Source organism: Streptomyces sp. NPDC058469 (assembly GCF_042721125.1).
In the GTDB taxonomy this organism is placed as follows: domain Bacteria; phylum Actinomycetota; class Actinomycetes; order Streptomycetales; family Streptomycetaceae; genus Streptomyces.
Window position 1 is genome coordinate 1 of the sequence record NZ_JBHXME010000044.1, and the last position, 21,285, is coordinate 21,285.

The window sequence follows — 21,285 nt, forward strand, 5'->3', positions numbered from 1 at the left end:
GGGGGCCCGCCGCGGGCCGCGCGGGCTGGGCCCGCCGCCGCGCGCCGGGGGGGGGCGCCGGCCCCGGGCGGGCCGGCGGCGGGGCGGGGGGGCTGCTGGGGGGGCACGTGCGGCCACCCGGAGGCAGCGGGCGCGCGCGGACCCTCAGGGGCAGCGGGCGCGCGCGGACCCTCAGGGGCGCCAGGCGTGTGCGGCCCGTCGGAGGAGGCAGGCGGGCGTGGCCCCTCGGAGGAGGCAGGCGTCCGCTGGCCCTCCTCGGGGGCGTTCGAGCCTCCGTCGTTCGCGTCCATTCCGCCCCGTTTCCGCTTCCCGTCCGTCCATCGGCCACCGTCCACCGCGCCCGCCCGGCCGCGGGGCCCGGCGGCGCTCCACGCCTACCACGCCCCGGCGTCGCACGGAACGGTACTCAGGGGCACGCCCCGGGCACAGTCCCCTGCCTCACCGGCCACACAGGTTGTCCACAGCGACTGCCCGCAGGTTATCCACAGCCGTTGACACCTCTCCTCGGCGCATCCCACCATTGAATCCCCGAACCGAACGATCGGTCGTCCGGTGACCCCGCGGCCGGATGCCGAACGATCCCTCGACCGCCCGTACATACCCCGGAGGTGCGCCCGTTCCCTTCTTCTAGAACCTGTTCTATCTTGACGCTCCGTCAGATCTGGTCGGACGCCCGGCCGTTGGCCGATGTGCGTGCGGGAGGGCAGGGACCGTGGACTTCACCTTCAGCGAGGAGCAGCAGGCGGCGGCCGAGGCGGCGGCGGGGGTGTTCGCCGATGTCGCACCGGACGGCGTCCCCAGTCCGGCCGACACCACGGGCGCCGTGGCCGACGACTTCGACCGTGCCCTGTGGGCCAGGCTCTCCGAGGCCGACCTGCTGAGCCTGCTGCTCGACGAGGCGTACGGCGGCGCGGGCCTGGACGCGATCGCCCTGTGCCTGGTGCTGCGGGAGTCGGCGAAGGTGCTGGCCAGGGTGCCGCTCCTGGAGAGCAGCGCGGCCGCGGCGACCGTACAGGCCTACGGCGGCGAGGAGTTGAGGTCCGCCCTGCTCACCCGGGCCGGCCGCGGCGACCTCGTGCTGACCGTCGCCGCGCACGGCCGTACCGGTCACGACCCGGCCGAACTCGCCGTGACGGCACGGCGGGACGGTGACCGGTGGGTGCTGGACGGGGTGCAGACGGCGGTGCCGTGGGCGCACAGCGCGGATCTGGTCGTCGTACCGGCGCACACGGACGCCGGCCGGACCGTCCTCGCGCTGGTCGCCCCGGACCGCGAAGGCGTCGTCCTCGCCGAGCAGATCTCCACCACGGGCGAGCGGCTCGCCGAACTGCGCCTGGAATCCGTGCCGATCGCGAGGGTCGACGTCATCGACGCGGACGGCGCCTGGGAGTGGCTGCGCGACCTGCTCACCGCCGGCACCTGCGCGCTGTCCCTCGGCCTCGGCACCGCCGTGCTCCGCATGACCAGTGAATACACCAGCAGGCGCGAGCAGTTCGGGTTCCCCGTCGCGACCTTCCAGGCCGTCGCCGTACAGGCCGCCGACCGCTACATCGACCTGCGCGCGATGGAGGCCACCCTGTGGCAGGCCGCGTGGCGGATCGCCTCGGGGGTATCGGGCGCGCTGCCCGCCGCCGCGGACCTGGCCGTGGCCAAGATCTGGGCGGCGGAGGGGGTACGACGGGTCGTGCAGACCGCGCAGCATCTGCACGGAGGGTTCGGCGCCGACACCGAATATCCCCTGCACCGGTACCACGCCTGGGCCAAGCACCTTGAGCTGTCGCTCGGCCCGGCGGCGGCACACGAGGAGGCGTTGGGGGATCTGCTGGCGGCCCACCCGTTGGGCTGAACCCTGCCCGCGCCAACCGCAGTCGCAGCTACAGCACGAAGCCCGGTTGGCCCTCGTCCGTGACGACGGGTCGGCCCGCGGCGGCCCACACCTGCATGCCGCCGTCGACGTTCACGGCGTCGATGCCCTGCTGGGCCAGGTACGTCGTGACCTGGGCGGAACGCCCGCCGGAACGGCAGATCACATGGACCCGGCCGTCCTGCGGCACCGCCTCGGTCAACTCGCCGTACCGGGCGACGAATTCACTGATGGGGATGTGCAGCGCCCCCGTGGCGTGACCCGCCTGCCACTCGTCGTCCTCGCGGACGTCCAGCAGGAAGTCGCCGTCCTTGAGGTCTCCGACCTCGACCGTGGGCACACCAGCTCCGAAACTCATGCCCCGACGCTACCCGACGGGCCTTCCGACGTGCCCGGCTGCCCGAGCAGTGCCGCCAACTCGGCCTCCCGCTCGGAGACCTGGGCGAGCAACTGATCGGCGATCTCGTCGAGCAGGCGGTCGGGGTCGTCCGGGGCGATGCGGAGCATGGAGCCGATGGCGCCCTCCTCCAGTTCACGGGCGACGAGCGTGAGGAGTTCCTTGCGGTGGGCGAGCCATTCGAGGCGGGCGTAGAGCTCCTCGCTGGGGCTCGGTCCGCGCTCCGCCGGGGCCGGTCCGGCCGCCCACTCCTCGGCCAGCTCGCGCAGCAGCGGCGCGTCACCGCGGCTGTAGGCGGCGTTGACCCGGGTGATGAACTCCTCACGCCGCTTGCGCTCGTCCTCGTCCTGCGCCAGGTCGGGGTGGGCCTTGCGGGCCAGCTCGCGGTAGAGCTTGCGGGCCTCCTCGCTGGGGCGGACCCGCTGCGGGGGCCGTACCGGCTGGTCCGTGAGCATCGCCGCGGCCTCCGGGAACAGGCCGTCGCCGTCCATCCAGCCGTGGAACAGCTCCTCGACCGCGGGCATCGGCATCACCCGGGCCCGGGCCTCGTCCGCCTTGCGGATGTCCTCGGGGTCGCCGGTGCGCGCGGCGGTGGCCTCGGCGATCCGGGCGTCCAGCTCGTCGAGCCGGGTGTACATCGGGCCGAGTTTCTGGTGGTGCAGCCGGGAGAAGTTCTCGACCTCGATGCGGAAGGTGTCCACCGCGATCTCGTACTCGATCAACGCCTGCTCGGCAGCGCGTACAGCCCGCTCCAGCCGCTCCTCGGGCCGGGGCGCGGCGCCGTCGGTCGCACGGGCGTCGGCCTCACGGGAGTCGGTCGCACGAGCGTCAGCCTCATGAGGGGCAGCCGCACCCCCGATGCCCTCGCTCGCGGAACCATCGCCCGCCGCGGCTCCGGCGGCGGACGGCACCTCGGCACCCGTCTGCTCCGGCACCGGTTCACCAACGGGCGCGGACTGGGACTGCTCAGCTTCCGGGGTCGTCACCCGCCCAGCGTAGGCCACGGCCCGACGGGCCACGGGGCATCGGCTGCGCCGGCGCCTTGTGGACCACGGGTGACCTCGCCACCGGTGCGGCATCGGCTGTGCCGGTGACCGGTGAACCACGGGTCATGTCGCCGCCGGTGCGGAGCGCGCCCCGGGGACAGGAAGGCCGAGATCTCCCGCCCTGATCAGCTCACCCGCCCACGATCACAGCGGGCACCCGCACCCTGCTCCCTGCTCCCTGCTCCCTGCTCCCAACTGCCTACACCCCCATCTCCGCCGCGATCCGCCCCGTCCGCACCGCCCCCACCAACTCCGCGTGGTCCGCCTCCGTCCGGTCGGCGTAGGCAACGGCGAACGTGGCTATCGCCTCGTCCAGTTCGTCCTTCTTGCCGCAGTACCCGGCGACCAGGCGCGGGTCGGCGCTGTGGGCGTGGGCGCGGGCCAGGAGCGCGCCGGTCATGCGGCCGTAGTCGTCGATCTGGTCGGCGGCGAGGGCGGCCGGGTCGACGCTGCCCTTGCGATTGCGGAACTGCCGTACCTGGAACGGGAGTCCGTCGACCGTCGTCCAGCCCAGCAGGATGTCGCTGACGACCTGCATCCGCTTCTGCCCGAGCACCACGCGTCGGCCCTCGTGCGCGACGGACGGCGCCTCGAACCCGGCACTCAGCAGATGCGGCACCAGCGCCGAGGGGCGGGCCTCCTTCACCTGGAGGACAAGCGGTTCGCCGCGATGGTCCAGGAGCAGCACGACGTAGGACCGCGTGCCCACACTTCCCGTGCCGACGACGCGGAAGGCGACGTCGTGCACCGTGTGCCGGGCGAGCAGCGGGAGGCGGTCCTCGGAGAGCGTGTCCAGGTACTCCTCCAGGGATGCCGCCACCGCCGCGGCCTCCGCGTCCGGAATCCGCCGGAGCACCGGTGAGGCGTCGACGAAGCGGCGCCCGCCGTCCTCGGCCGCCTCGGTCGACCTGGCCGCGAACCGCCCGCTGGTGTTGCCCCGCGCCTTCTCGGAGACCCGCTCCAGCGTGCCGAGCAGGTCACGGGCGTCGGCGTGGGAGACGAGCTCCTCGTCCGCGATGGCGTTCCACGCGTCCAGCACCGGGAGCTTGGCCAGCAGCCGCATGGTGCGGCGGTAGGAACCCACCGCGCCGTGTGCCGCCGTACGGCAGGTGTCCTCGTCGGCGCCGGCCTCCCGGCCCGCGAGCACCAGCGAGGCGGCGAGCCGCTTGAGGTCCCACTCCCAGGGGCCGTGCACGGTCTCGTCGAAGTCGTTGAGGTCGATGACCAGGCCGCCGCGGGCGTCGCCGTACAGGCCGAAGTTGGCCGCGTGGGCGTCGCCGCAGATCTGGGCGCCGATCCGGGTCATGGGGGTGCGGGCGAGGTCGTAGGCCATGAGGCCGGCCGAACCGCGCAGGAACGCGAAGGGCGTGGCCGCCATCCTGCCCACCCGTATCGGCGTGAGCCCGGGGATACGGCCGCGGCCTGACTCCTCGACCGCGGTCACCGCGTCGGGGCGGGAACCGTCCAGGTCGAGAGCGGCGTGCGCGCTGCGCGGGATACTCGCCCGCAGCGCCTTGCCCTCTTCTTTGGGCGACCCCTCCACGGGCCACGTGGCGAAGCCCCGCACCCCGGGCAGCCTGCGCCCCACACCGATACCGGCCTCGGTCATACCGACCGCCTCCCCCGTACCCACACCCACGCTCGCACGTGCGCTCGCCCGAACATCAACTCGCGACGACCGTACAGCCGGTGGCGAAAACACGTCAGACCCTGTGGACAACTCCACGGCTGTGGAAAACCGGTGCCGATCGAAGCCTCACCGATCGCGCTGCACTGATCGAAGCCTCGGTGATCGAGCCTCACTGGTCGAAGCACCGGCGGTCGCGCCTCACTGATCGAAGCACCGGAAAGTCGAAGCACCGGCGATCGAGGCCTGAGCGCCCGAAGCCTCGGCGATCAAAGCCTCAGGGATCGGCGCCCCTTGCTACCGCGACCTAGCCCGCCCCGCCTCGCCCCACCTCGGCCCACGCCCGCCTAGCACGCGCCCGACTGCCACCCCTCGCGCAGATGCACCTTCGCCCACGCGCCGAGTTCCCGAAGTGCCGGTCCCAGCGCCTTCCCCGACTCCGTCAGCCGGTACGAGACGCGCAGCGGCGGCCCCTCGTCGACCTCGCGGACCAGCAGCCCGGCGGCGCCGAGTTCCGTGAGCCGGTCGGAGAGCATGCGTTCGCTGATGCCCGGGATCGCCCGGCGCAGGTCGGCGAAGTGGACGGGCTGCGCCATCAGGACGGCCACGATCGGCCCGGTCCAGCGCTTTCCGAACAGCTGGAAGACACGGGTGATGCCGTCGTCGACCGTCTTGCACTGCCCCGTGTCGTGACTCTGCTCGACCGCCATGCCCTCAGGGTACTGCCCTCTTGTGCAGGGATGAAAAAAAGTAAGTACCTGTGTTATTCATAGTCGAGTACGAAAACTCAGCTACTGAACAACACGCCGACACCCCTGCGCCGAGCGCGCACTCGCCCCTCCCTTGGAGACCCCCATGGCCACGCTCCTGCACATCGACTCCTCCGTGTTCCCCACCGGCGCCTCCGCCTCCCGCGCCGTGGCCGACGCCTTCCGCACGTCCTGGGAGGAACAGCACCCGGAGGGCACGGTGATCCACCGCGACCTCGCCGCGAACCCCGTCCCGCACATCACCGTCGACGCCCACACCGCCGGCTTCGCCGACCCGGCCACGCACACCCCCGGGCAGGCGGCGGCCTTCGCCGAGCGAGTGAAGCTCATAGAGGAGCTGGAGCAGGCGGACGCGGTGCTGATCGGCGCCCCGATGTACAACGCCACGATCCCCTCGACCCTGAAGGCCTGGCTGGACAACGTGATCCTGATGGGCCGCACCGCGGGCACCGAGGACTCGAAGGTGAAGGGCATCCCGACCGTCGTGATCGCCAGTCGCGGCGGCGCCTACGGGCCGGGCACCCCGCGCGAGGGCTACGACTACGTGCAGAACTACCTGAAGGCGGTCCTCGTCGACGCCCTCGGCCTGGACGCCGAGTTCATCGTCCCGGAGCTCACCATGGCCCCGCAGAACCCGGCGATGGCCGACCTGGTCCCGCTCTACGAGGCGTCCCGCGAGCGCGCCCTCGGCGACGCGGCCACCAAGGCCAAGGCCCTGGCAGAACGCCTCGCCGCCTGACCCTGCGCCCGGCCGCCATCTCCCCCTCCGCCTCAGGTGAGAACAACGTGTGATTGTCCTCACCAGAGGCGGGAATCACCGAAGCATCACCAAAGCCGACAGCGCATACGAAGAAGCCCCTCAAGTCTGAGACCTGAGGGGCTTCTGTCTGTGCGCGAGGGGGGAGTTGAACCCCCACGCCCTTTCGGGCACTGGAACCTGAATCCAGCGCGTCTGCCTATTCCGCCACCCGCGCATTGGGTGTGTCCTCAGGCCCTTCCCTCAGGGGGCTGGCGCCTTCCGACATGCAGAAGATTAGCACGGTGCACGGGGTGGATTCACATCCCTTTCCCCTGAGCAGGACCCCCCGCGCGAGGCCCCCATCGCCCCTCACCAGCTCCCATCTGCCCTCCCCACCCGCACCTCCCACCGTCCCCCACCACGCCCTCCGAACTCCTCACCCCCGCCCCCCGAACACCCCCCACCCCCCGCTGCGTATCAACGTGGACCGGTTCACGTATCAACCTCGTACCGGTAACTGCCATCTCCCCAGGAGGCGGGCAAGGTCCACAGTCAGGTGCGGGACACTTGTCTGCGGCCCCCTCTACGATCCTGGGCAGGAGTAGTGGCAGAAGGAGTTCGACCGGGCCGACAAGGGGGAACCAGCCGATTTACCGGCGCGTGGATACGATCAGTAAGCAGTACCAAGGCAGTCAGCACGACAGTCGGCCCAGCAGTCGGCACGACAACCAGTGCGGCGACGACGGAGGAGGTGCCCCATGGGAGTCCTGAAGAAGTTCGAGCAACGCCTCGAAGGTCTGGTCAACGGCACCTTCGCCAAGGTGTTCAAGTCCGAGGTCCAGCCCGTCGAGATCGCCGGCGCGCTCCAGCGGGAGTGCGACAACAACGCGACGATCTGGAACCGCGACCGGACCGTCGTACCCAACGACTTCATCGTGGAGCTGAGCACGCCGGACTTCGAGCGGCTCAGCCCCTACTCCGGCCAGCTCGGCGACGAGCTCGCCGGCATGGTGCGCGACTACGCCAAGCAGCAGCGCTACACGTTCATGGGACCCATCAAGGTCCACCTGGAGAAGGCGGACGACCTCGACACCGGTCTGTACCGGGTGCGCAGCCGTACGCTCGCCTCCTCCACCAACCAGCAGGCTCCCGGGACCTCCGCTCCGGCGGCACCACCGGCAGCGGGACGGCCCGGCGGGTACGGCTATCCGCCCGCCGCCGCCCCCGCGAGCGCCCCGCCGCCGATGCCGGCCGCACCGCCGCCCGGCGGCCGCGGCTCGGCCCCGTACCTCCAGCCCGCCCCCGCCGCCCCGGCGGCCGGCGCGCGGATGCGGTACTGGGTGGAGATCAACGGCGCCCGCCATCAGATCTCCCGCGCGACGTTGGTGATGGGCCGCAGCACCGAAGCCGACGTGCGGATCGACGACCCCGGCGTATCCCGCCGGCACTGTGAGATCCGGACCGGAACGCCCTCAGTGATCCAGGATCTCGGGTCCACCAACGGCATCGTGGTGGACGGGCAGCACACCACCCGCGCTACGCTCCGCGACGGCTCGCGGATCGTCGTGGGCAGCACCACCATCATTTACCGGCAAGCCGAAGGGTGAAGCGGGGGCAATGTCAGAGCTGACCCTCACGGTCATGCGGCTGGGTTTCCTGGCCGTACTGTGGCTGTTCGTGATCGTGGCCGTGCAGGTCATCCGCAGCGACCTGTTCGGAACGCGTGTCACACAGCGCGGCTCGCGACGGGAAGCCGGACGACCGCAGCAGCAGGCCGCCCGGCAGGCGGCGCCTCCGCAGCAGCGCCAGCAGCAGCCGAGCGGGGGCGGCCGGCAGCGCCGTAACGCCCCCACCAAACTGGTCGTCAGTGAGGGAATTCTCACCGGCACCACCGTCGCGCTCCAGGGCCAGACCATCACCCTGGGCCGGGCGCATGATTCGACGATCGTGCTGGACGACGACTACGCATCCAGCCGGCATGCCAGGATCTACCCGGACCGCGACGGCCAGTGGATCGTCGAGGACCTCGGATCCACGAACGGCACGTACCTGGACCGGTCCCGGCTGACGACCCCCACACCGATTCCGCTGGGCGCGCCGATCCGCATCGGCAAGACCGTCATCGAGCTGCGGAAGTAGTACGAAAATGAGCGAGCGGAGCGAGCACGCAGCGGCGGACCGCCTGGCGGACCCCGGCGCGCTCCCGACCGGAGGGTGGGCACCGTGCGGATGTACCCGGAGCCGACGGGCGAGGTGCGCATGAGTCTGTCACTGCGCTTCGCCGCCGGATCGCACAAAGGCATGATCCGCGAGGGCAACGAGGATTCCGGCTACGCCGGTCCACGTCTCCTCGCGATCGCCGACGGGATGGGCGGTCAGGCCGCCGGTGAGGTCGCCTCCTCCGAGGTGATCTCGACCATCGTCTCGCTCGACGACGACGTGCCGGGCTCCGACATCCTCACCTCGCTCGGCACCGCCGTGCAGCGGGCCAACGACCAGTTGCGGATGATGGTCGAGGAGGACCCCCAGCTGGAGGGCATGGGCACCACGCTCACCGCCCTCCTGTGGACGGGCCAGCGCCTCGGCCTCGTCCATGTCGGCGACTCCCGCGCCTACTTGCTGCGCGACGGGGTGCTGACCCAGATCACCCAGGACCACACCTGGGTGCAGCGGCTGGTCGACGAGGGCCGTATCACCGAGGAAGAGGCCACCACCCACCCGCAGCGCGCCCTGCTCATGCGCGCGCTCGGCAGTGGCGACCACGTCGAGCCGGACCTGTCGATCCGTGAGGTCCGCGCCGGCGACCGGTACTTGATCTGTTCCGACGGGCTGTCAGGAGTCGTCTCCCACCAGACGATGGAGGACACCCTCGCCAGCTACCAGGGCCCCCAGGAGACCGTGCAGGAGCTGATCCAGCTCGCTCTGCGCGGCGGCGGCCCCGACAACATCACGGTGATCATCGCCGACGTCCTCGACCTCGACACCGGCGACACCCTCGCCGCGCAGCTGTCGGACACCCCGGTCATCGTCGGCGCGGTCGCCGAGAACCAGCTCCACCATCACGACAACGGCATCATGCAGACCCCGGCGGGCCGCGCCTCCGGGCTCGGCCGCCAGGTGCCCGGACAGAACGGCGGGGGCGGCGAGTTCGGCCCGCCCGGCTCCGGCGACACCACCGGCTACGTCCCCGAGGGCAGCTTCGGGGACTACACCGACGACGACTTCGTGAAGCCCTCCAAGGGCCGCAAGTGGTTCAAGAGATCCTTCTACACCGTGCTCGCGCTCGCGGTCATCGGCGGCGGCCTGTACGGCGGCTGGCGCTGGACGCAGACGCAGTACTTCGTCGGCGCCAACGGCGAACACGTCGCGCTGTACCGGGGCATCAGCCAGGACCTCGCCTGGGTCTCGCTGTCGAAGGTGGAGAAGGACCACCCCGACATCGAACTCAAGTACCTGCCGCCCTACCAGCAGAAGCAGGTCAAGGCGACGATCGCCGAGGGCGGTCTGCAGGACGCCCAGAACAAGATCGCCGACCTCTCGGTGCAGGCCTCCGCGTGCAAGAAGGAGTCCGAGCGCGAGAGTGCCGCCACCAAGCCCGGCGGCACCACGGGAACCACCAGCACCTCCCTCACGTCCAAGGCCACGCCGAAGCCGACTCCTTCGACCTCGACGTCCCCGTCCCCGACCCCGTCTGCGACTCCCAGCCCCGGTCCCAGCCTTTCGGAGGAAGAGCAGCAGGTCGTCTCGCAGTGCAGCAAGTAACAGGCAAGCCGTGAGAGGCCCCGTCACACGATGAGCAGTTCTACCAACACGCCGTCGCACCACACGTCCACGATCGGCTCCATCGGCGCACCGAGCCGGCGCAACACCGAGTTGGCGCTCCTGCTGTTCGCAGTCGTCATCCCGGTCTTCGCCTATGCCAACGTGGGCCTGGCCATCAACGACCAGGTGCCGTCCGGGCTGCTGAGCTACGGCCTGGGCCTCGGTCTGCTGGCCGGCGTCGCGCACCTGGCCGTACGCAAGTTCGCGCCGTACGCGGACCCGCTGCTGCTGCCGCTGGCGACGCTGCTGAACGGCATGGGACTCGTCATCATCTGGCGGCTCGACCAGTCGAAGCTGCTGCAGTCCATCAACCAGGCGGGCAACGCGGCGCCACGGCAGCTGTTGTACACCGCGATGGGCATCGGACTGTTCGCCGTCGTACTGATCTTCCTCAAGGACCACCGCGCCCTGCAGCGCTACACGTACATCTCCATGGTCGGCGCGCTCGTCCTGCTGCTGCTGCCGCTCGTGCCGGGCCTCGGCGCCAACATCTACGGCGCGAAGATCTGGATCTCGGTCGGCGGATTCTCCATCCAGCCCGGTGAATTCGCGAAGATCGTCCTCGCGATCTTCTTCGCCGGCTACCTGATGGTGAAGCGCGACGCGCTCGCGCTGGCCAGCCGCCGCTTCATGGGCCTGTACCTGCCGCGCGGCCGCGACCTCGGCCCGATCCTGGTCGTCTGGTTCATCTCGATCCTGATCCTGGTCTTCGAGACCGACCTCGGAACATCGCTGCTGTTCTTCGGCATGTTCATCATCATGCTGTACGTCGCCACCGAGCGGACCAGCTGGATCGTCTTCGGTCTGCTGATGTCCGCGGCCGGCGCGGTCGGTGTGGCCACCTTCGAACCGCACGTCCAGCAGCGTGTCCAGGCGTGGCTGAACCCGATGAAGGAGTACACGCTCAGCAAGACCGTCGCCGGCCACTCCGCGCAGTCGATGGAGGCCCTGTGGGCCTTCGGCTCCGGCGGCACGCTCGGCACCGGTCTCGGCCAGGGCCACTCCGACCTCATCCGGTTCGCCGCCAACTCCGACTTCATCCTCGCCACCTTCGGCGAGGAACTGGGCCTCGCCGGCATCATGGCGATCCTGCTCATCTACGGCCTGATCGTGGAGCGCGGTGTCCGCACCGCCCTCGCCGCCCGCGACCCGTTCGGCAAGCTCCTCGCCGTCGGCCTCTCCGGCGGCATGGCCCTCCAGGTCTTCGTCGTCGCGGGCGGCGTGATGGGCCTGATCCCGCTGACCGGTATGACGATGCCCTTCGTGGCGTACGGCGGTTCCTCCGTCATCGCCAACTGGGCCCTCATCGGCATCCTGATCCGCATCAGCGACACCGCCCGCCGCCCGGCCCCCGCGCCGGCCCCCAGCCCCGACGCCGAGATGACCCAGGTGGTCCGCCCGTCATGAACAAGCCCCTGCGCCGGATCGCGCTCTTCTGCGGCCTCCTGGTCCTCACGCTCTTGCTGCGCGACAACTGGCTCCAGTACGTCAAGGCCGACAGCCTCAAGGACGACGACAACAACCGCCGCGTCACGATCGCCCGCTACGCGACCCCGCGCGGCGACATCATCGTCGACGGCAACCCGGTCACCGGTTCCACCGAGACCAGCACCTCCGGGCTGAACGACCTGAAGTACAAGCGCACCTACAAGAACGGCGCGATGTGGGCGCCGGTCACGGGATACGCCTCGCAGGCCTTCGGCGCCAACCAGCTGGAGTCCATCGAGGACGGCATCCTCTCCGGCACCGACGACCGGCTCTTCTTCCGCAACACCCTCGATATGATCACGGGCAAGCAGAAGTCGGGCGGCAACGTCGTCACCACCCTCAACGCCTCCGCCCAGAAGGCCGCCTACGACGGCCTCAAGAAGCAGGGCGGCAAGGGCGCGGTCGTCGCCCTCGACCCGTCCACCGGCAAGATCCTGGCGCTGGCGTCCTTCCCGTCGTACGACCCGTCGTCGTTCGCCGGGAACTCCACCTCCACGGACTCCAAGGCCTGGCAGCAGCTCCAGAAGAAGTACGACCCGAACGACCCGATGCTGAACCGGGCGCTGCGCGAGACCTACCCGCCGGGCTCCACCTTCAAGGTGGTCACCGCGTCCGCCGCCCTGGAGAACAACCTGTACTCGTCCGCCGACGAGGCCACGAACTCCCCGCTGCCGTGGATCATGCCGGGCACCACGACCCCGCTGAAGAACGAGGGCAACATCCCCTGCAAGAACGCGACCCTGCGCGTGGCGCTGCAGTACTCCTGCAACAGCGTCTTCGGCAAGGTCGGCGCCGACCTCGGCAACGCCAAGATGCTGGCCGAGGCGAAGAAGTTCGGCTTCGACGCCGAGCAGTTCACCCCGATCCGCTCCAGCGCCTCGGTCTTCTCCGACAAGATGAACCAGTCGCAGACCGCGCTGTCCTCGATCGGCCAGTTCAACACCGCGGCGACCCCGCTGCAGATGGCCATGGTCGCCTCCGCGGTGGCCAACGACGGCAAGCTGATGAAGCCGTACATGGTCGACAAGCTCCAGTCCTCGAACCTCGACACCATCGCGCAGACCGAGCCGCAAGAGCTCAGCCAGCCGCTGTCGTCGAAGAACGCGCAGATCCTGCAGTCGATGATGGAGACGGTCGTCGAGAAGGGCACCGGCACGAGCGCGAAAATCAGCGGCGTCACCGTCGGCGGCAAGACCGGCACCGCCCAGCACGGCGTCGACAACAGCGAGAACCCGTACGCCTGGTTCCTCTCCTACGCCAAGAACGCCGACGGCAGTTCGCCGGTCGCCGTGGCCGTGGTCATCGAGGACGACAAGGCCAACCGTGACGACATCTCCGGCGGCGGTCTCGCGGCCCCGATCGCGAAGAGTGTCATGGAGGCGGTCATCGACAGTAAGAAGTGACTCCGCTCACGTCCCCTTCACATCGGTGCACGTTGCGATACCGGTCCTGTATCGGGTGACGGGCTTGGCCAGGTCACACAAAGCCAGCCGGGTACGGTAGGCCCGGACGGCTAGCCTCCGACCGCACATCCGTGCGGGTCGGGACCGACGGAGAGGGCTGGTAGGGAACTATGGAAGAGCCGCGTCGCCTCGGCGGCCGGTACGAGCTGGGCCAGGTGCTCGGCCGTGGTGGCATGGCGGAGGTCTACCTCGCTCATGACACACGCCTCGGCCGCACGGTGGCGGTGAAGACGCTGCGCGTCGACCTTGCGCGCGACCCTTCCTTCCAGGCCCGGTTCCGCCGGGAGGCCCAGTCGGCCGCCTCGCTCAACCATCCCGCGATCGTCGCGGTCTACGACACGGGCGAGGACTACGTCGACGGGGTCTCGATCCCGTACATCGTCATGGAGTACGTCGACGGCTCCACGCTCCGCGAGTTGCTCCACAGCGGCCGCAAGCTGCTGCCGGAGCGCACGCTGGAGATGACCATCGGCATCCTCCAGGCACTGGAGTACTCGCACCGCAACGGCATCGTCCACCGCGACATCAAGCCGGCCAACGTCATGCTGACGCGCACCGGCCAGGTCAAGGTGATGGACTTCGGCATCGCCCGCGCGATGGGCGACTCCGGCATGACGATGACGCAGACGTCCGCGGTGATCGGCACCGCCCAGTACCTCTCCCCGGAGCAGGCGAAGGGCGAGCAGGTCGACGCCCGATCGGACCTCTACTCGACGGGCTGCCTCCTCTACGAGCTGCTGACGGTACGGCCGCCCTTCGTGGGCGACTCCCCGGTCGCGGTCGCGTACCAGCACGTACGGGAGGAACCGCAGCCGCCGTCCGTCTTCGACCCCGAGATCACGCCCGAGATGGACGCGATCGTCCTGAAGGCGCTGGTCAAGGACCCCAACTACCGCTACCAGTCCGCCGACGAGATGCGCATCGACATCGAGGCCTGCCTCGACGGCCAGCCCGTCGCGGCGACGGCGGCGTTGGGTTCGGTCGGCTACGGCGGTTACGGCGACGACCAGCCGACGACGGCCCTGCGCTCCGACGCCGGCGCCACGACGATGCTGCCCCCCATGAACCCGGACGACGGCGGCTTCGGCTACGACGACCGCCCGGACCGCCGCCGCCAGCAGAAGAAGAAGTCGAACACCTCGACGATCCTGCTGGTCGTGGCGGCGGTACTGGTGCTGGTGGGCGCGATCCTGATCGGGAAGTGGGCGTTCAGCGGGAACGGGGGCGCGGACAAACCGTTCGCGGCTCCGAACTTCGTCGGCCAGACCTACGCCAACGCCAAGAACATGGCCGTCAACTCCGGCCTGAAGCTGGCGGAGCCCACCCGCAAGGCCTGCGAGAACGCGCCGAAGGGCAGCGTCTGCTCACAGGACCCCGCGGCGAACACCAACGTCAACAAGGGCGACACCATCAACCTGGTCGTCTCGACCGGGGCTCCGAAGGTCGTCGTACCGAGTGTCGTGGGCCAGAGCGTCGACGACGCCACCTCGACGCTTGAGGGCGACAAGTACAAGTTCGTCGTGAAGACGCAGCAGAAGGTGTCCGGCGAGGACCCGGGTACGGTCCTGGACCAGAACCCGGCGCTCGGCGCGGAGGTCCAGAAGGGCACCACGATCACCCTGACCGTCGCCAAGGCCCAGGCGAAGTCCACGGTCCCCGACGTAAGTGGCAAGACCTGTGACGAGGCCAAGGCGCAGATGACCGCCAACAACCTCGTCGGCAACTGCACCGAGGTGGACACGAACGACTCCAACCTCGTCGGCAAGGTCGTCTCGACCGACCCGGCGGCCAACACACAGGTCGACAAGAACTCCACGGTCAACATCCAGATCGGGAAGTCGACGCAGACCCAGGTCCCGAGCGTCGTCGGCCAGACCGTGAAGAACGCCAAGCAGATCCTGCAGCAGAACGGCTTCAACAACATCCAGTTCGCCGACGGCAGCGATCAGGGCGACAACGCGCTCGTGACCCAGCAGGACCCGGGCGGGGGCAACCAGGCCGACCCCGGCAGCACGACGGTCACCCTCACCACCGTGGGCACCGGCAACAACAACGGCGGGAACAACAACGGCGGCACCACCTTCTTCGGTGGCACCACCGGATAACGGCACCCCCGGACAACTGACAGAGCCCCGGCACCCCGAGAGGGTGCCGGGGCTCTGTCATGCCCGTGGTCTCAGCCAAGCTCCTTCGGCGGCGTCCGCGCGCTGTCCACCTTGTCGACGCGGACCAGCTCGCCCCACACCACGTACCGGTACCGGGACGTGTACACCGGCGTGCAGGTAGTCAGCGTGATGTAGTGGCCGGCCTTCTTCTTGCCGGACTCCGTGGGGATCTGGGCGAGAGTCTTGACGTTGTACTTCGAGGTCTCGGGAAGGATGTCGTACACCTTGTAGACGTACCACTTGTCCTTCGTCTCGAAGACGATCGGGTCGCCCTTCTTGAGCTTGTCGATGTTGTGGAACTTGGCGCCGTGGCCGTCGCGGTGGGCGGCGAGGGTGAAGTTGCCGTCCTTGCCGGTGGTCGGGAGGGCGGCCTTGACCGGGTCGATGTAGTAGCCGGCGACACCGTCGTTGAGGACGCTCGTCTCGGTGCCCTTCTCGACCAGCACCTCGCCGTTCTTCATCGCGGGCACGTGCAGGAAGCCGATGCCGTCCTTGGTGTCGAGTGCCCCGGGGCCGGTGTCCGTGCCCTGGGCCCACTTGTCGCGGACCTTGTCGCCCTGCTTGTCGGCCGTGCGGTCGGCGACGACGTTCGTCCACCACAGGGAGTAGACGACGAACAGGCCGAGGATCAGGCCCGCCGTGATGAGGAGTTCACCGAAGACGCTGACCGCCATCGCGACGGGGCCGGTGCCGCGGGGGCGGTCCGGCGGCGACGCGGGCGTGTCGGTCTGCTCTTCGGTGTCGTCGGTGGTCGCTGCCACGTTCATCTGCCCTTACTCGATGAGCGCATCCGGCTTGCCCTTGCTGCGCGGCCGTTCGTCGACCATCTTGCCCCAGACGATCAGCCGGTACTTGCTGGTGAACTCCGGCGTACAGGTCGTCAGCGTGATGTAGCGGCCGGGCTTGGTGAAGCCCGAGCCCTTGGGGATGGGGTCGATGACACTGGTGTTGCTCGGCGCCGTCACGGGCAGCGTCTTCGTCATCTTGTAGACGTAGTAGGTGTCCTGGGTCTCCACCACGACCTCGTCGCCCGGCTTGAGCTGGTTGATGTACCGGAACGGTTCGCCATGGGTGTTGCGGTGCGCGGCGAGCGCGAAGTTGCCGGTCTTCGCGTCCGGCATCGCGGTCTTGAGGGAACCCTCGCTGTAGTGCCCGACCATGCCCTTGTCGAGCACCTTCTTGTTGCTGACGCCCTCGGCGATCGGCGCCACCACGTCCAGTTTGGGGATGTGCAGGATGGCGAAGCCCTGCCCCGGCGAGAACTCTCCCGGAGCGCGCTTGCCGCTCGCCCAGTCGTTCTGCAGCTGACTGGCCTCGCTGCCGGCCTGCGCGTGCGCCCGTACGTTCGTCCACCACAACTGGTAGGTGACGAACAGCAGCATCAGCACGCCGGTGGTGATGAACACCTCGCCGATCGCCCGGCTCGCGAGCACCGCGGCACCCGGCTTGTTCGCCCGTTGCCGCCGCCGCGCCTCGACGCGCGAGAGGGGCGCGCCGGCACCGGACGAGGCCGATGCCGACGAGGCCTCGGCGGTCTCCTCCGCCGCCCCGCCGGCCCCATGACGCCCGTGCCGCCCCTTGGCGGCCTTTCTGCGGGCCGCGCGCCCCCCCGTGGGGGTTCCTGTGGCTGAGGAGGCGGATGAGGCGTCAGACGCCGATTTGGACCGGCCGTGGCCCGTCCGCTCCGGCGGGAGGTCCGCTAGCCGCAGCGCGACGGTCTCCTCGTCGACCGGACCGTACGGCACCCCGGGCGCGCCCTGTGCCTGCGCGCCGTGCCACGGCTCGAACCCGCCCTGCTCCGCGTACGACTGCTCCCCGTACGAGGCCTCGGATTCGCGCTCGGGGCGCAGCGCGGTCACGCCGTGGCCCTGCCCACCACCGGGGCGAGCCCCGCCGACCTCGCCACGGCACCCTGGTCGCCGCACGCCACCAGCCAGTTGGCCAGCATCCGGTGCCCGTGCTCGGTGAGCACCGACTCCGGGTGGAACTGGACGCCCTCGACGGGCAGTTCGCAGTGGCGCAGGCCCATGATGATGCCGTCGTGCGTCCGGGCGGTGACTTCCAGCTCGGCCGGGACCGTCCCCGGCTCGGCCGCCAGCGAGTGGTAGCGGGTCGCCGTGAAGGGCGAGGGCAGTCCGGCGAAGACGCCCCGGCCCTCGTGCTCGACGAGCGAGGTCTTGCCGTGCAGCAGCTCGGGGGCGCGGTCCACCACGCCGCCGTAGGCCACCTGCATCGACTGCATGCCGAGGCAGACGCCGAAGACGGGCACCCCGGTCGAGGCGCAGTGCCGCACCATCTCGATGCAGACGCCGGCCTCCTCGGGGGTGCCGGGGCCGGGCGATAGGAGGACGCCGTCGAAGCCGTCCTGGGCGTGCGCGGTCGACACCTCGTCGTTGCGCAGCACCTCGCACTCGGCGCCCAGCTGGTACAGGTACTGGACCAGGTTGAAGACGAAGCTGTCGTAGTTGTCGACGACGAGAATCCGTGCGCTCACTGGTTGTTCACCGTCACATCGTTGAAGGGCAGCAGCGGTTCGGCCCACGGGAAGACGTACTGGAACAGGATGTAGACCACGGCCAGGGCCAGCACGAGCGAAATCAGCGCCCTCACCCACGCGTTCCCCGGCAGATGCCGCCAGATCCAGCCGTACATGCCGTCCCTTCCGTCGCGCCACGGCACCAGACTCACGCCGTACGTCACCAGACTAACGGCGCAGCGCGGCTGGTCTCCCGGCCTCCACAGGCTGTGTGGAGTCGAGATGCGCCCAGACGATCAGCCGGTGGCTGTGCCCCCACTCCGGATCGCACGTGGTCAGCGTGAGATAGCGGCCCGAGGCCGTGTACCCGGACTTACGTGGCACAGGATCGATCACCTCAATGTCAGTGGGCACTGTTTTGTAAGGCCCTTTGTCGATCCGATACGTGAACCAGGTGGTCCCGTCCGTCAGCACCACCGCGTCGCCCTCGCGCAGCTTCGGAAAGTTCACGAAGGGGTCGCCGTACGTCCGCCTGTGCCCCGCCACCGCGAAGTTGCCGACCTGCCCCAGCTGCGCGGTGCCGGCGTAGTGCCCCAGCCCCTTCTTCAGGGTGTTCACCGCGGTGTCCTCAAGGACCGGCTTGTTCCACGTGAAACCAAGCCGCGGGATGTACATGATCGCGAAAGGCTTGCCGTCCTTGTACGCGGCCGGTTTCGCCGGAGCGGGCGAGGCGGCGGGCGCCGGCGCGGGCGATGCCTTCGGGTGCGCGCTCTGCTGCGACCACTGGTTCTGCAGCTGGTCGATCTGGTCGCTCATCGTGCGGTCGGCCTTCACGCCGGTCCAGAACAGCACGTAGACCACGAAGAGCACGATCAGGGTGCCTACGGTGATGCAGAGTTCGCTGACGCTCCTGACGATCACGCGCACCGGCAGCTCCCGTACGGCCGCTTACTCCACTGGCTTCTACTCCACTGGCTTCGCGTAGTGCAGATCCACTGTGCCCGAGTACCCGGGAAGAGTCACCGTCCCGTCGTCGGTCACTTTCCAGCCGAGCCCGTAGACGTCGACGTACACCTTGTAGTTCTGGATCGCCTTGGACGCCGTCAGCGCCGCCTGCAACTTCCCCGGGTCCCCGACCGCCGTGATCTTGTACGGCGGTGAGTAGACCCGGCCCTGGAGGATCAGGGTGTTGCCCACGCAGCGCACGGCGCTGGTCGAGATCAGCCGCTGGTCCATGACCTTGATGCCCTTGGCGCCGCCCTGCCACAGGGCGTTCACGACGGCCTGGAGGTCCTGCTGGTGGATGACCAGGTAGTCGGGCTGCGGTTCGGGGTAGCCGGGGAGCTTGGCGGTGGCGTTGGGCGGGGCGTCGTTGAGGGTGACGGTGACGGCCTTGCCCTTGAGCTTCTGCGCGCCCGCCGTCTGCTCCAGTTTCGTGAGTTTCTGGTCGTCTGCGCCCGTGCTGCCGTCGTCCTCCTTGCGGAGCGAGTCGACCTCGTCGCGCAGGACTCCGTTGGCGTCGTTCAGCCGGCCGTTCTTCTGGCTGCGGGTCTGGATGAGGTCGGACAGCTTCAGCAAGGAGGCGTCCGTGCGGATGTTGGTGCCCTTGGCCGTGTCGAAACTGGTGAAGAAGATGAGCCCCGCGAGGGCGAAGACGGCCATCGTGAGAATCCGTACGGGTCGGAAACGGCGGATACGGGCGGGACTGGTACCCGTCCCGGGGGAGTCGGCAGAATTGCTCAACGTACCCTTATCTCCTTCGGCGCCGCGGAAGCACTACGCTAACGGACGCCCGGGGGAGCACTCAGTGTCCCCTTGTACGCTGCCCCGGAGCCCGCCCGCCCCAGTTCCCTGCGCGGCCACGCAGCGCATCGACAGGAGAGACCCTCGTGCCGAAGTCACGTATCCGCAAGAAGGCCGACTACACGCCGCCCCCGGCGAAGCAGGCGACCGCCATCAAGTTGAACAGCCGTGCCTGGGTCGCACCGGTCATGCTGGCGATGTTCGTCATCGGGCTGGCCTGGATCGTCGTCTTCTATGTCACCGACGGCTCCATGCCCATCAACAGCCTGGACAACTGGAACATCGTGGTGGGCTTCGGCTTCATCGCCGCCGGATTCGGCGTCTCCACGCAGTGGAAGTAGCGGCGGAAGCAGCGGTCGAAGCTGCGGCCACCGCTCGGTGAACGCAGCTCTGCCCACGGCTTTCCGCTGAGTTATCCACAGGCCAGAGAAGTATCCACAGCGGGCCTGGGGAAAAAGAACGACGATCTGTGGATAACCCACCGGGTGTTGACGCTGGTGTGACTGACACACCGGCAACCGCAAGCCTGTTCACCCCCTGCCTGACCTGCATAAACACGGGTCAGTGACAGGGGGCACAGCTGTTCTCCACGGTATGCACAAGATCCGCCACGCACTGTGGACAACGGTTTGATATCAGCTGAGCTGAGCCGTCCTGATCAGCGTCAACACCACGACGACGACCAGTACGACGGCACAGGTGCCGTACTGGATCAGGGCCCGCCGCTCCCGCGGGGCGTGCACCATCGCGTACCCGGTGATCACACCGGCGACCAGGCCGCCGATGTGGGCCTGCCAGGCGATGTTGGCCCAGCCGAAGGTGAAGATGAGGTTGATCACCAGCAGGGCGATGACCGGCCGCATGTCGTACCTGAGCCGGCGCATCAGGACCGCGGTCGCGCCGAAGAGCCCGAAGATGGCACCGGAGGCACCGAGCGAGGGCTGGTTCGGGGCCGCGATGAGATAGGTGAGCGCGCTGCCCGCGAGGCCCGAGACGAAGTACAGGGCGAGATAGCGGGCGCGGCCGAGGGCGGCCTCCAGGGGACCGCCGATCCACCACAGGCTCATCATATTGAAGATGATGTGGATCGGGCTGGCGTGCAGGAACATCGCGGTCAGCAGCCGGTACGGCTGGCCCTCGGCGATGCCCTCGACGGAGCCGAAGAGCGGGACGTACGCCTGGCCGAGGAGTTCGAGGCGCTCGGTGAAACGGTCGCCCACCACCAGCTGAACCAGATACACGGCGACACAGAGACCGATGAGGATCTTGGTCGCGAGCCGCGGGTCCGCCGCCACTGTGCCGCCGGCAAGCGTGCGGGGCTGGGCCGCGGTCGGGGCGTGGCCCGTGCCGGAGCCGCCGCGGACGCACTCGGGGCACTGGAAACCGACGGAGGCGCTGACCATGCACTCGGGGCAGATCGGGCGCTCGCAGCGGGTGCAGCGGACGCCGGTCTCGCGGTCCGGGTGCCGGTAGCAGACCGGCAGACTCTGGGCATCCTGGGGCCGCTGTTCCTCCGGGCCCTGCGGGCTGCCTGGCGCCTGGTCCATGGGGTCCCCTCAATCCTTCGTACGCAATGCACCGCCCCGCCCATCCTTACGGACGAGCGGGGCGTTTGGTTCCCGGCG

Annotated in this window: 20 protein-coding genes and 1 tRNA gene; 9 read left to right on the forward strand and 12 right to left on the reverse strand. The window is 69.4% G+C overall.

The genetic code is table 11. The annotated features are described in order from the left end of the window. Nucleotides 1-712: 712 nt before the first annotated feature. Nucleotides 713-1,846, forward strand: a complete 1,134-nt coding sequence (locus ACFWP5_RS20295; protein WP_384158041.1) for an acyl-CoA dehydrogenase family protein — start codon at nt 713-715, stop codon at nt 1,844-1,846. 28 nt (nt 1,847-1,874) lie between these two features. On the opposite strand, the gene ACFWP5_RS20300 is transcribed toward ACFWP5_RS20295, so the two are convergent. The 4 genes from ACFWP5_RS20300 to ACFWP5_RS20315 all read right to left on the reverse strand — a co-directional run bounded on the left by ACFWP5_RS20300 (nt 1,875) and on the right by ACFWP5_RS20315 (nt 5,644). Next, entirely contained in the window at nt 1,875-2,204 is a 330-nt protein-coding gene (locus ACFWP5_RS20300) for a rhodanese-like domain-containing protein (RefSeq protein ID WP_384158172.1), read from the reverse strand. Between the two features lie 14 nt (nt 2,205-2,218). Next, the gene (locus ACFWP5_RS20305) at nt 2,219-3,247 is read right to left on the reverse strand and encodes a J domain-containing protein (protein WP_384158044.1); all 1,029 of its coding nucleotides are present in this window, start codon (nt 3,245-3,247) and stop codon (nt 2,219-2,221) included. Between the two features lie 259 nt (nt 3,248-3,506). Then, nucleotides 3,507-4,916 (reverse strand): DUF2252 domain-containing protein, encoded by a 1,410-nt coding sequence (locus ACFWP5_RS20310; RefSeq protein WP_384158047.1) that lies wholly within the window; start codon nt 4,914-4,916, stop codon nt 3,507-3,509. Nucleotides 4,917-5,281: 365 nt separating this feature from the next. Then, a complete protein-coding gene (locus tag ACFWP5_RS20315) occupies nt 5,282-5,644 on the reverse strand; it encodes a winged helix-turn-helix transcriptional regulator (RefSeq protein ID WP_384158050.1) in 363 nt (120 codons plus the stop codon). A gap of 145 nt (nt 5,645-5,789) precedes the next feature. Between ACFWP5_RS20315 and ACFWP5_RS20320 the strand changes: the two genes are divergently transcribed. Beyond that, nucleotides 5,790-6,443, forward strand: a complete 654-nt coding sequence (locus tag ACFWP5_RS20320; RefSeq protein ID WP_384158053.1) for an FMN-dependent NADH-azoreductase — start codon at nt 5,790-5,792, stop codon at nt 6,441-6,443. A gap of 151 nt (nt 6,444-6,594) precedes the next feature. Here the strand turns inward: ACFWP5_RS20320 and ACFWP5_RS20325 are convergent. After that, nucleotides 6,595-6,678 (reverse strand) — tRNA-Leu (locus ACFWP5_RS20325). A 523-nt stretch (nt 6,679-7,201) separates the two neighbouring features. Here ACFWP5_RS20325 and ACFWP5_RS20330 point away from each other — a divergent pair. From ACFWP5_RS20330 to pknB, 6 genes are all read left to right on the forward strand, one after another. Continuing rightward, nucleotides 7,202-8,050 (forward strand): FhaA domain-containing protein, encoded by an 849-nt coding sequence (locus ACFWP5_RS20330; protein ID WP_384158056.1) that lies wholly within the window; start codon nt 7,202-7,204, stop codon nt 8,048-8,050. A gap of 10 nt (nt 8,051-8,060) precedes the next feature. After that, nucleotides 8,061-8,582 (forward strand): FHA domain-containing protein, encoded by a 522-nt coding sequence (locus tag ACFWP5_RS20335; protein WP_384158059.1) that lies wholly within the window; start codon nt 8,061-8,063, stop codon nt 8,580-8,582. A 90-nt stretch (nt 8,583-8,672) separates the two neighbouring features. Continuing rightward, the gene (locus ACFWP5_RS20340; protein WP_384158174.1) at nt 8,673-10,205 is read left to right on the forward strand and encodes a Stp1/IreP family PP2C-type Ser/Thr phosphatase; all 1,533 of its coding nucleotides are present in this window, start codon (nt 8,673-8,675) and stop codon (nt 10,203-10,205) included. Between the two features lie 30 nt (nt 10,206-10,235). Then, entirely contained in the window at nt 10,236-11,672 is a 1,437-nt protein-coding gene (locus ACFWP5_RS20345) for an FtsW/RodA/SpoVE family cell cycle protein (protein ID WP_384158062.1), read from the forward strand. After that, nucleotides 11,669-13,156, forward strand: a complete 1,488-nt coding sequence (locus ACFWP5_RS20350) for a peptidoglycan D,D-transpeptidase FtsI family protein (protein WP_384158066.1) — start codon at nt 11,669-11,671, stop codon at nt 13,154-13,156. Before ACFWP5_RS20345 ends, ACFWP5_RS20350 begins: the two co-directional genes overlap by 4 nt. Before the next feature lie 170 nt (nt 13,157-13,326). Then, nucleotides 13,327-15,321, forward strand: a complete 1,995-nt coding sequence (gene pknB / locus ACFWP5_RS20355; protein ID WP_384158068.1) for a Stk1 family PASTA domain-containing Ser/Thr kinase — start codon at nt 13,327-13,329, stop codon at nt 15,319-15,321. A gap of 71 nt (nt 15,322-15,392) precedes the next feature. Here the strand turns inward: pknB and ACFWP5_RS20360 are convergent, their stop codons facing one another. The 6 genes from ACFWP5_RS20360 to ACFWP5_RS20385 are packed head-to-tail and all read right to left on the reverse strand — an operon-like array spanning nt 15,393 to nt 19,600. After that, nucleotides 15,393-16,142, reverse strand: coding sequence for a class E sortase (locus ACFWP5_RS20360; RefSeq protein WP_384158070.1), 750 nt, complete (start codon nt 16,140-16,142; stop codon nt 15,393-15,395). Between the two features lie 12 nt (nt 16,143-16,154). Then, nucleotides 16,155-17,240, reverse strand: coding sequence for a class E sortase (locus tag ACFWP5_RS20365; RefSeq protein WP_384158073.1), 1,086 nt, complete (start codon nt 17,238-17,240; stop codon nt 16,155-16,157). After that, entirely contained in the window at nt 17,237-17,875 is a 639-nt protein-coding gene (locus ACFWP5_RS20370) for an aminodeoxychorismate/anthranilate synthase component II (protein WP_384158076.1), read from the reverse strand. The genes ACFWP5_RS20365 and ACFWP5_RS20370 overlap by 4 nt, the downstream gene beginning before the upstream one ends. Beyond that, nucleotides 17,872-18,081 (reverse strand): hypothetical protein, encoded by a 210-nt coding sequence (locus ACFWP5_RS20375; RefSeq protein WP_384158079.1) that lies wholly within the window; start codon nt 18,079-18,081, stop codon nt 17,872-17,874. The genes ACFWP5_RS20370 and ACFWP5_RS20375 overlap by 4 nt, the downstream gene beginning before the upstream one ends. A gap of 4 nt (nt 18,082-18,085) precedes the next feature. Then, on the reverse strand, nt 18,086-18,784 hold the full coding sequence (locus ACFWP5_RS20380; protein ID WP_384158082.1) for a class E sortase: 699 nt from the start codon (nt 18,782-18,784) through the stop codon (nt 18,086-18,088). A 36-nt stretch (nt 18,785-18,820) separates the two neighbouring features. Continuing rightward, the gene (locus tag ACFWP5_RS20385) at nt 18,821-19,600 is read right to left on the reverse strand and encodes a DUF881 domain-containing protein (protein WP_384158085.1); all 780 of its coding nucleotides are present in this window, start codon (nt 19,598-19,600) and stop codon (nt 18,821-18,823) included. A gap of 146 nt (nt 19,601-19,746) precedes the next feature. On the opposite strand from ACFWP5_RS20385, the gene crgA reads away from it, so the two are divergent. Beyond that, nucleotides 19,747-20,001 (forward strand): cell division protein CrgA, encoded by a 255-nt coding sequence (gene crgA / locus ACFWP5_RS20390; protein WP_384158088.1) that lies wholly within the window; start codon nt 19,747-19,749, stop codon nt 19,999-20,001. A 294-nt stretch (nt 20,002-20,295) separates the two neighbouring features. On the opposite strand, the gene ACFWP5_RS20395 is transcribed toward crgA, so the two are convergent. Next, entirely contained in the window at nt 20,296-21,207 is a 912-nt protein-coding gene (locus ACFWP5_RS20395) for a rhomboid family intramembrane serine protease (protein WP_384158091.1), read from the reverse strand. Nucleotides 21,208-21,285: the final 78 nt, after the last annotated feature.

Coding starts and splice junctions, on each gene's coding strand:
- ACFWP5_RS20310 (WP_384158047.1), bottom strand. CDS start 4,916: ATGACCGAGGCCGGTATCGGTGTGGGGCGCAGGCTGCCCGGGGTGCGG.
- ACFWP5_RS20315 (WP_384158050.1), bottom strand. CDS start 5,644: ATGGCGGTCGAGCAGAGTCACGACACGGGGCAGTGCAAGACGGTCGAC.
- ACFWP5_RS20320 (WP_384158053.1), top strand. CDS start 5,790: ATGGCCACGCTCCTGCACATCGACTCCTCCGTGTTCCCCACCGGCGCC.
- ACFWP5_RS20330 (WP_384158056.1), top strand. CDS start 7,202: ATGGGAGTCCTGAAGAAGTTCGAGCAACGCCTCGAAGGTCTGGTCAAC.
- ACFWP5_RS20335 (WP_384158059.1), top strand. CDS start 8,061: ATGTCAGAGCTGACCCTCACGGTCATGCGGCTGGGTTTCCTGGCCGTA.
- ACFWP5_RS20340 (WP_384158174.1), top strand. CDS start 8,673: ATGTACCCGGAGCCGACGGGCGAGGTGCGCATGAGTCTGTCACTGCGC.
- ACFWP5_RS20345 (WP_384158062.1), top strand. CDS start 10,236: ATGAGCAGTTCTACCAACACGCCGTCGCACCACACGTCCACGATCGGC.
- ACFWP5_RS20350 (WP_384158066.1), top strand. CDS start 11,669: ATGAACAAGCCCCTGCGCCGGATCGCGCTCTTCTGCGGCCTCCTGGTC.
- pknB (WP_384158068.1), top strand. CDS start 13,327: ATGGAAGAGCCGCGTCGCCTCGGCGGCCGGTACGAGCTGGGCCAGGTG.
- ACFWP5_RS20395 (WP_384158091.1), bottom strand. CDS start 21,207: ATGGACCAGGCGCCAGGCAGCCCGCAGGGCCCGGAGGAACAGCGGCCC.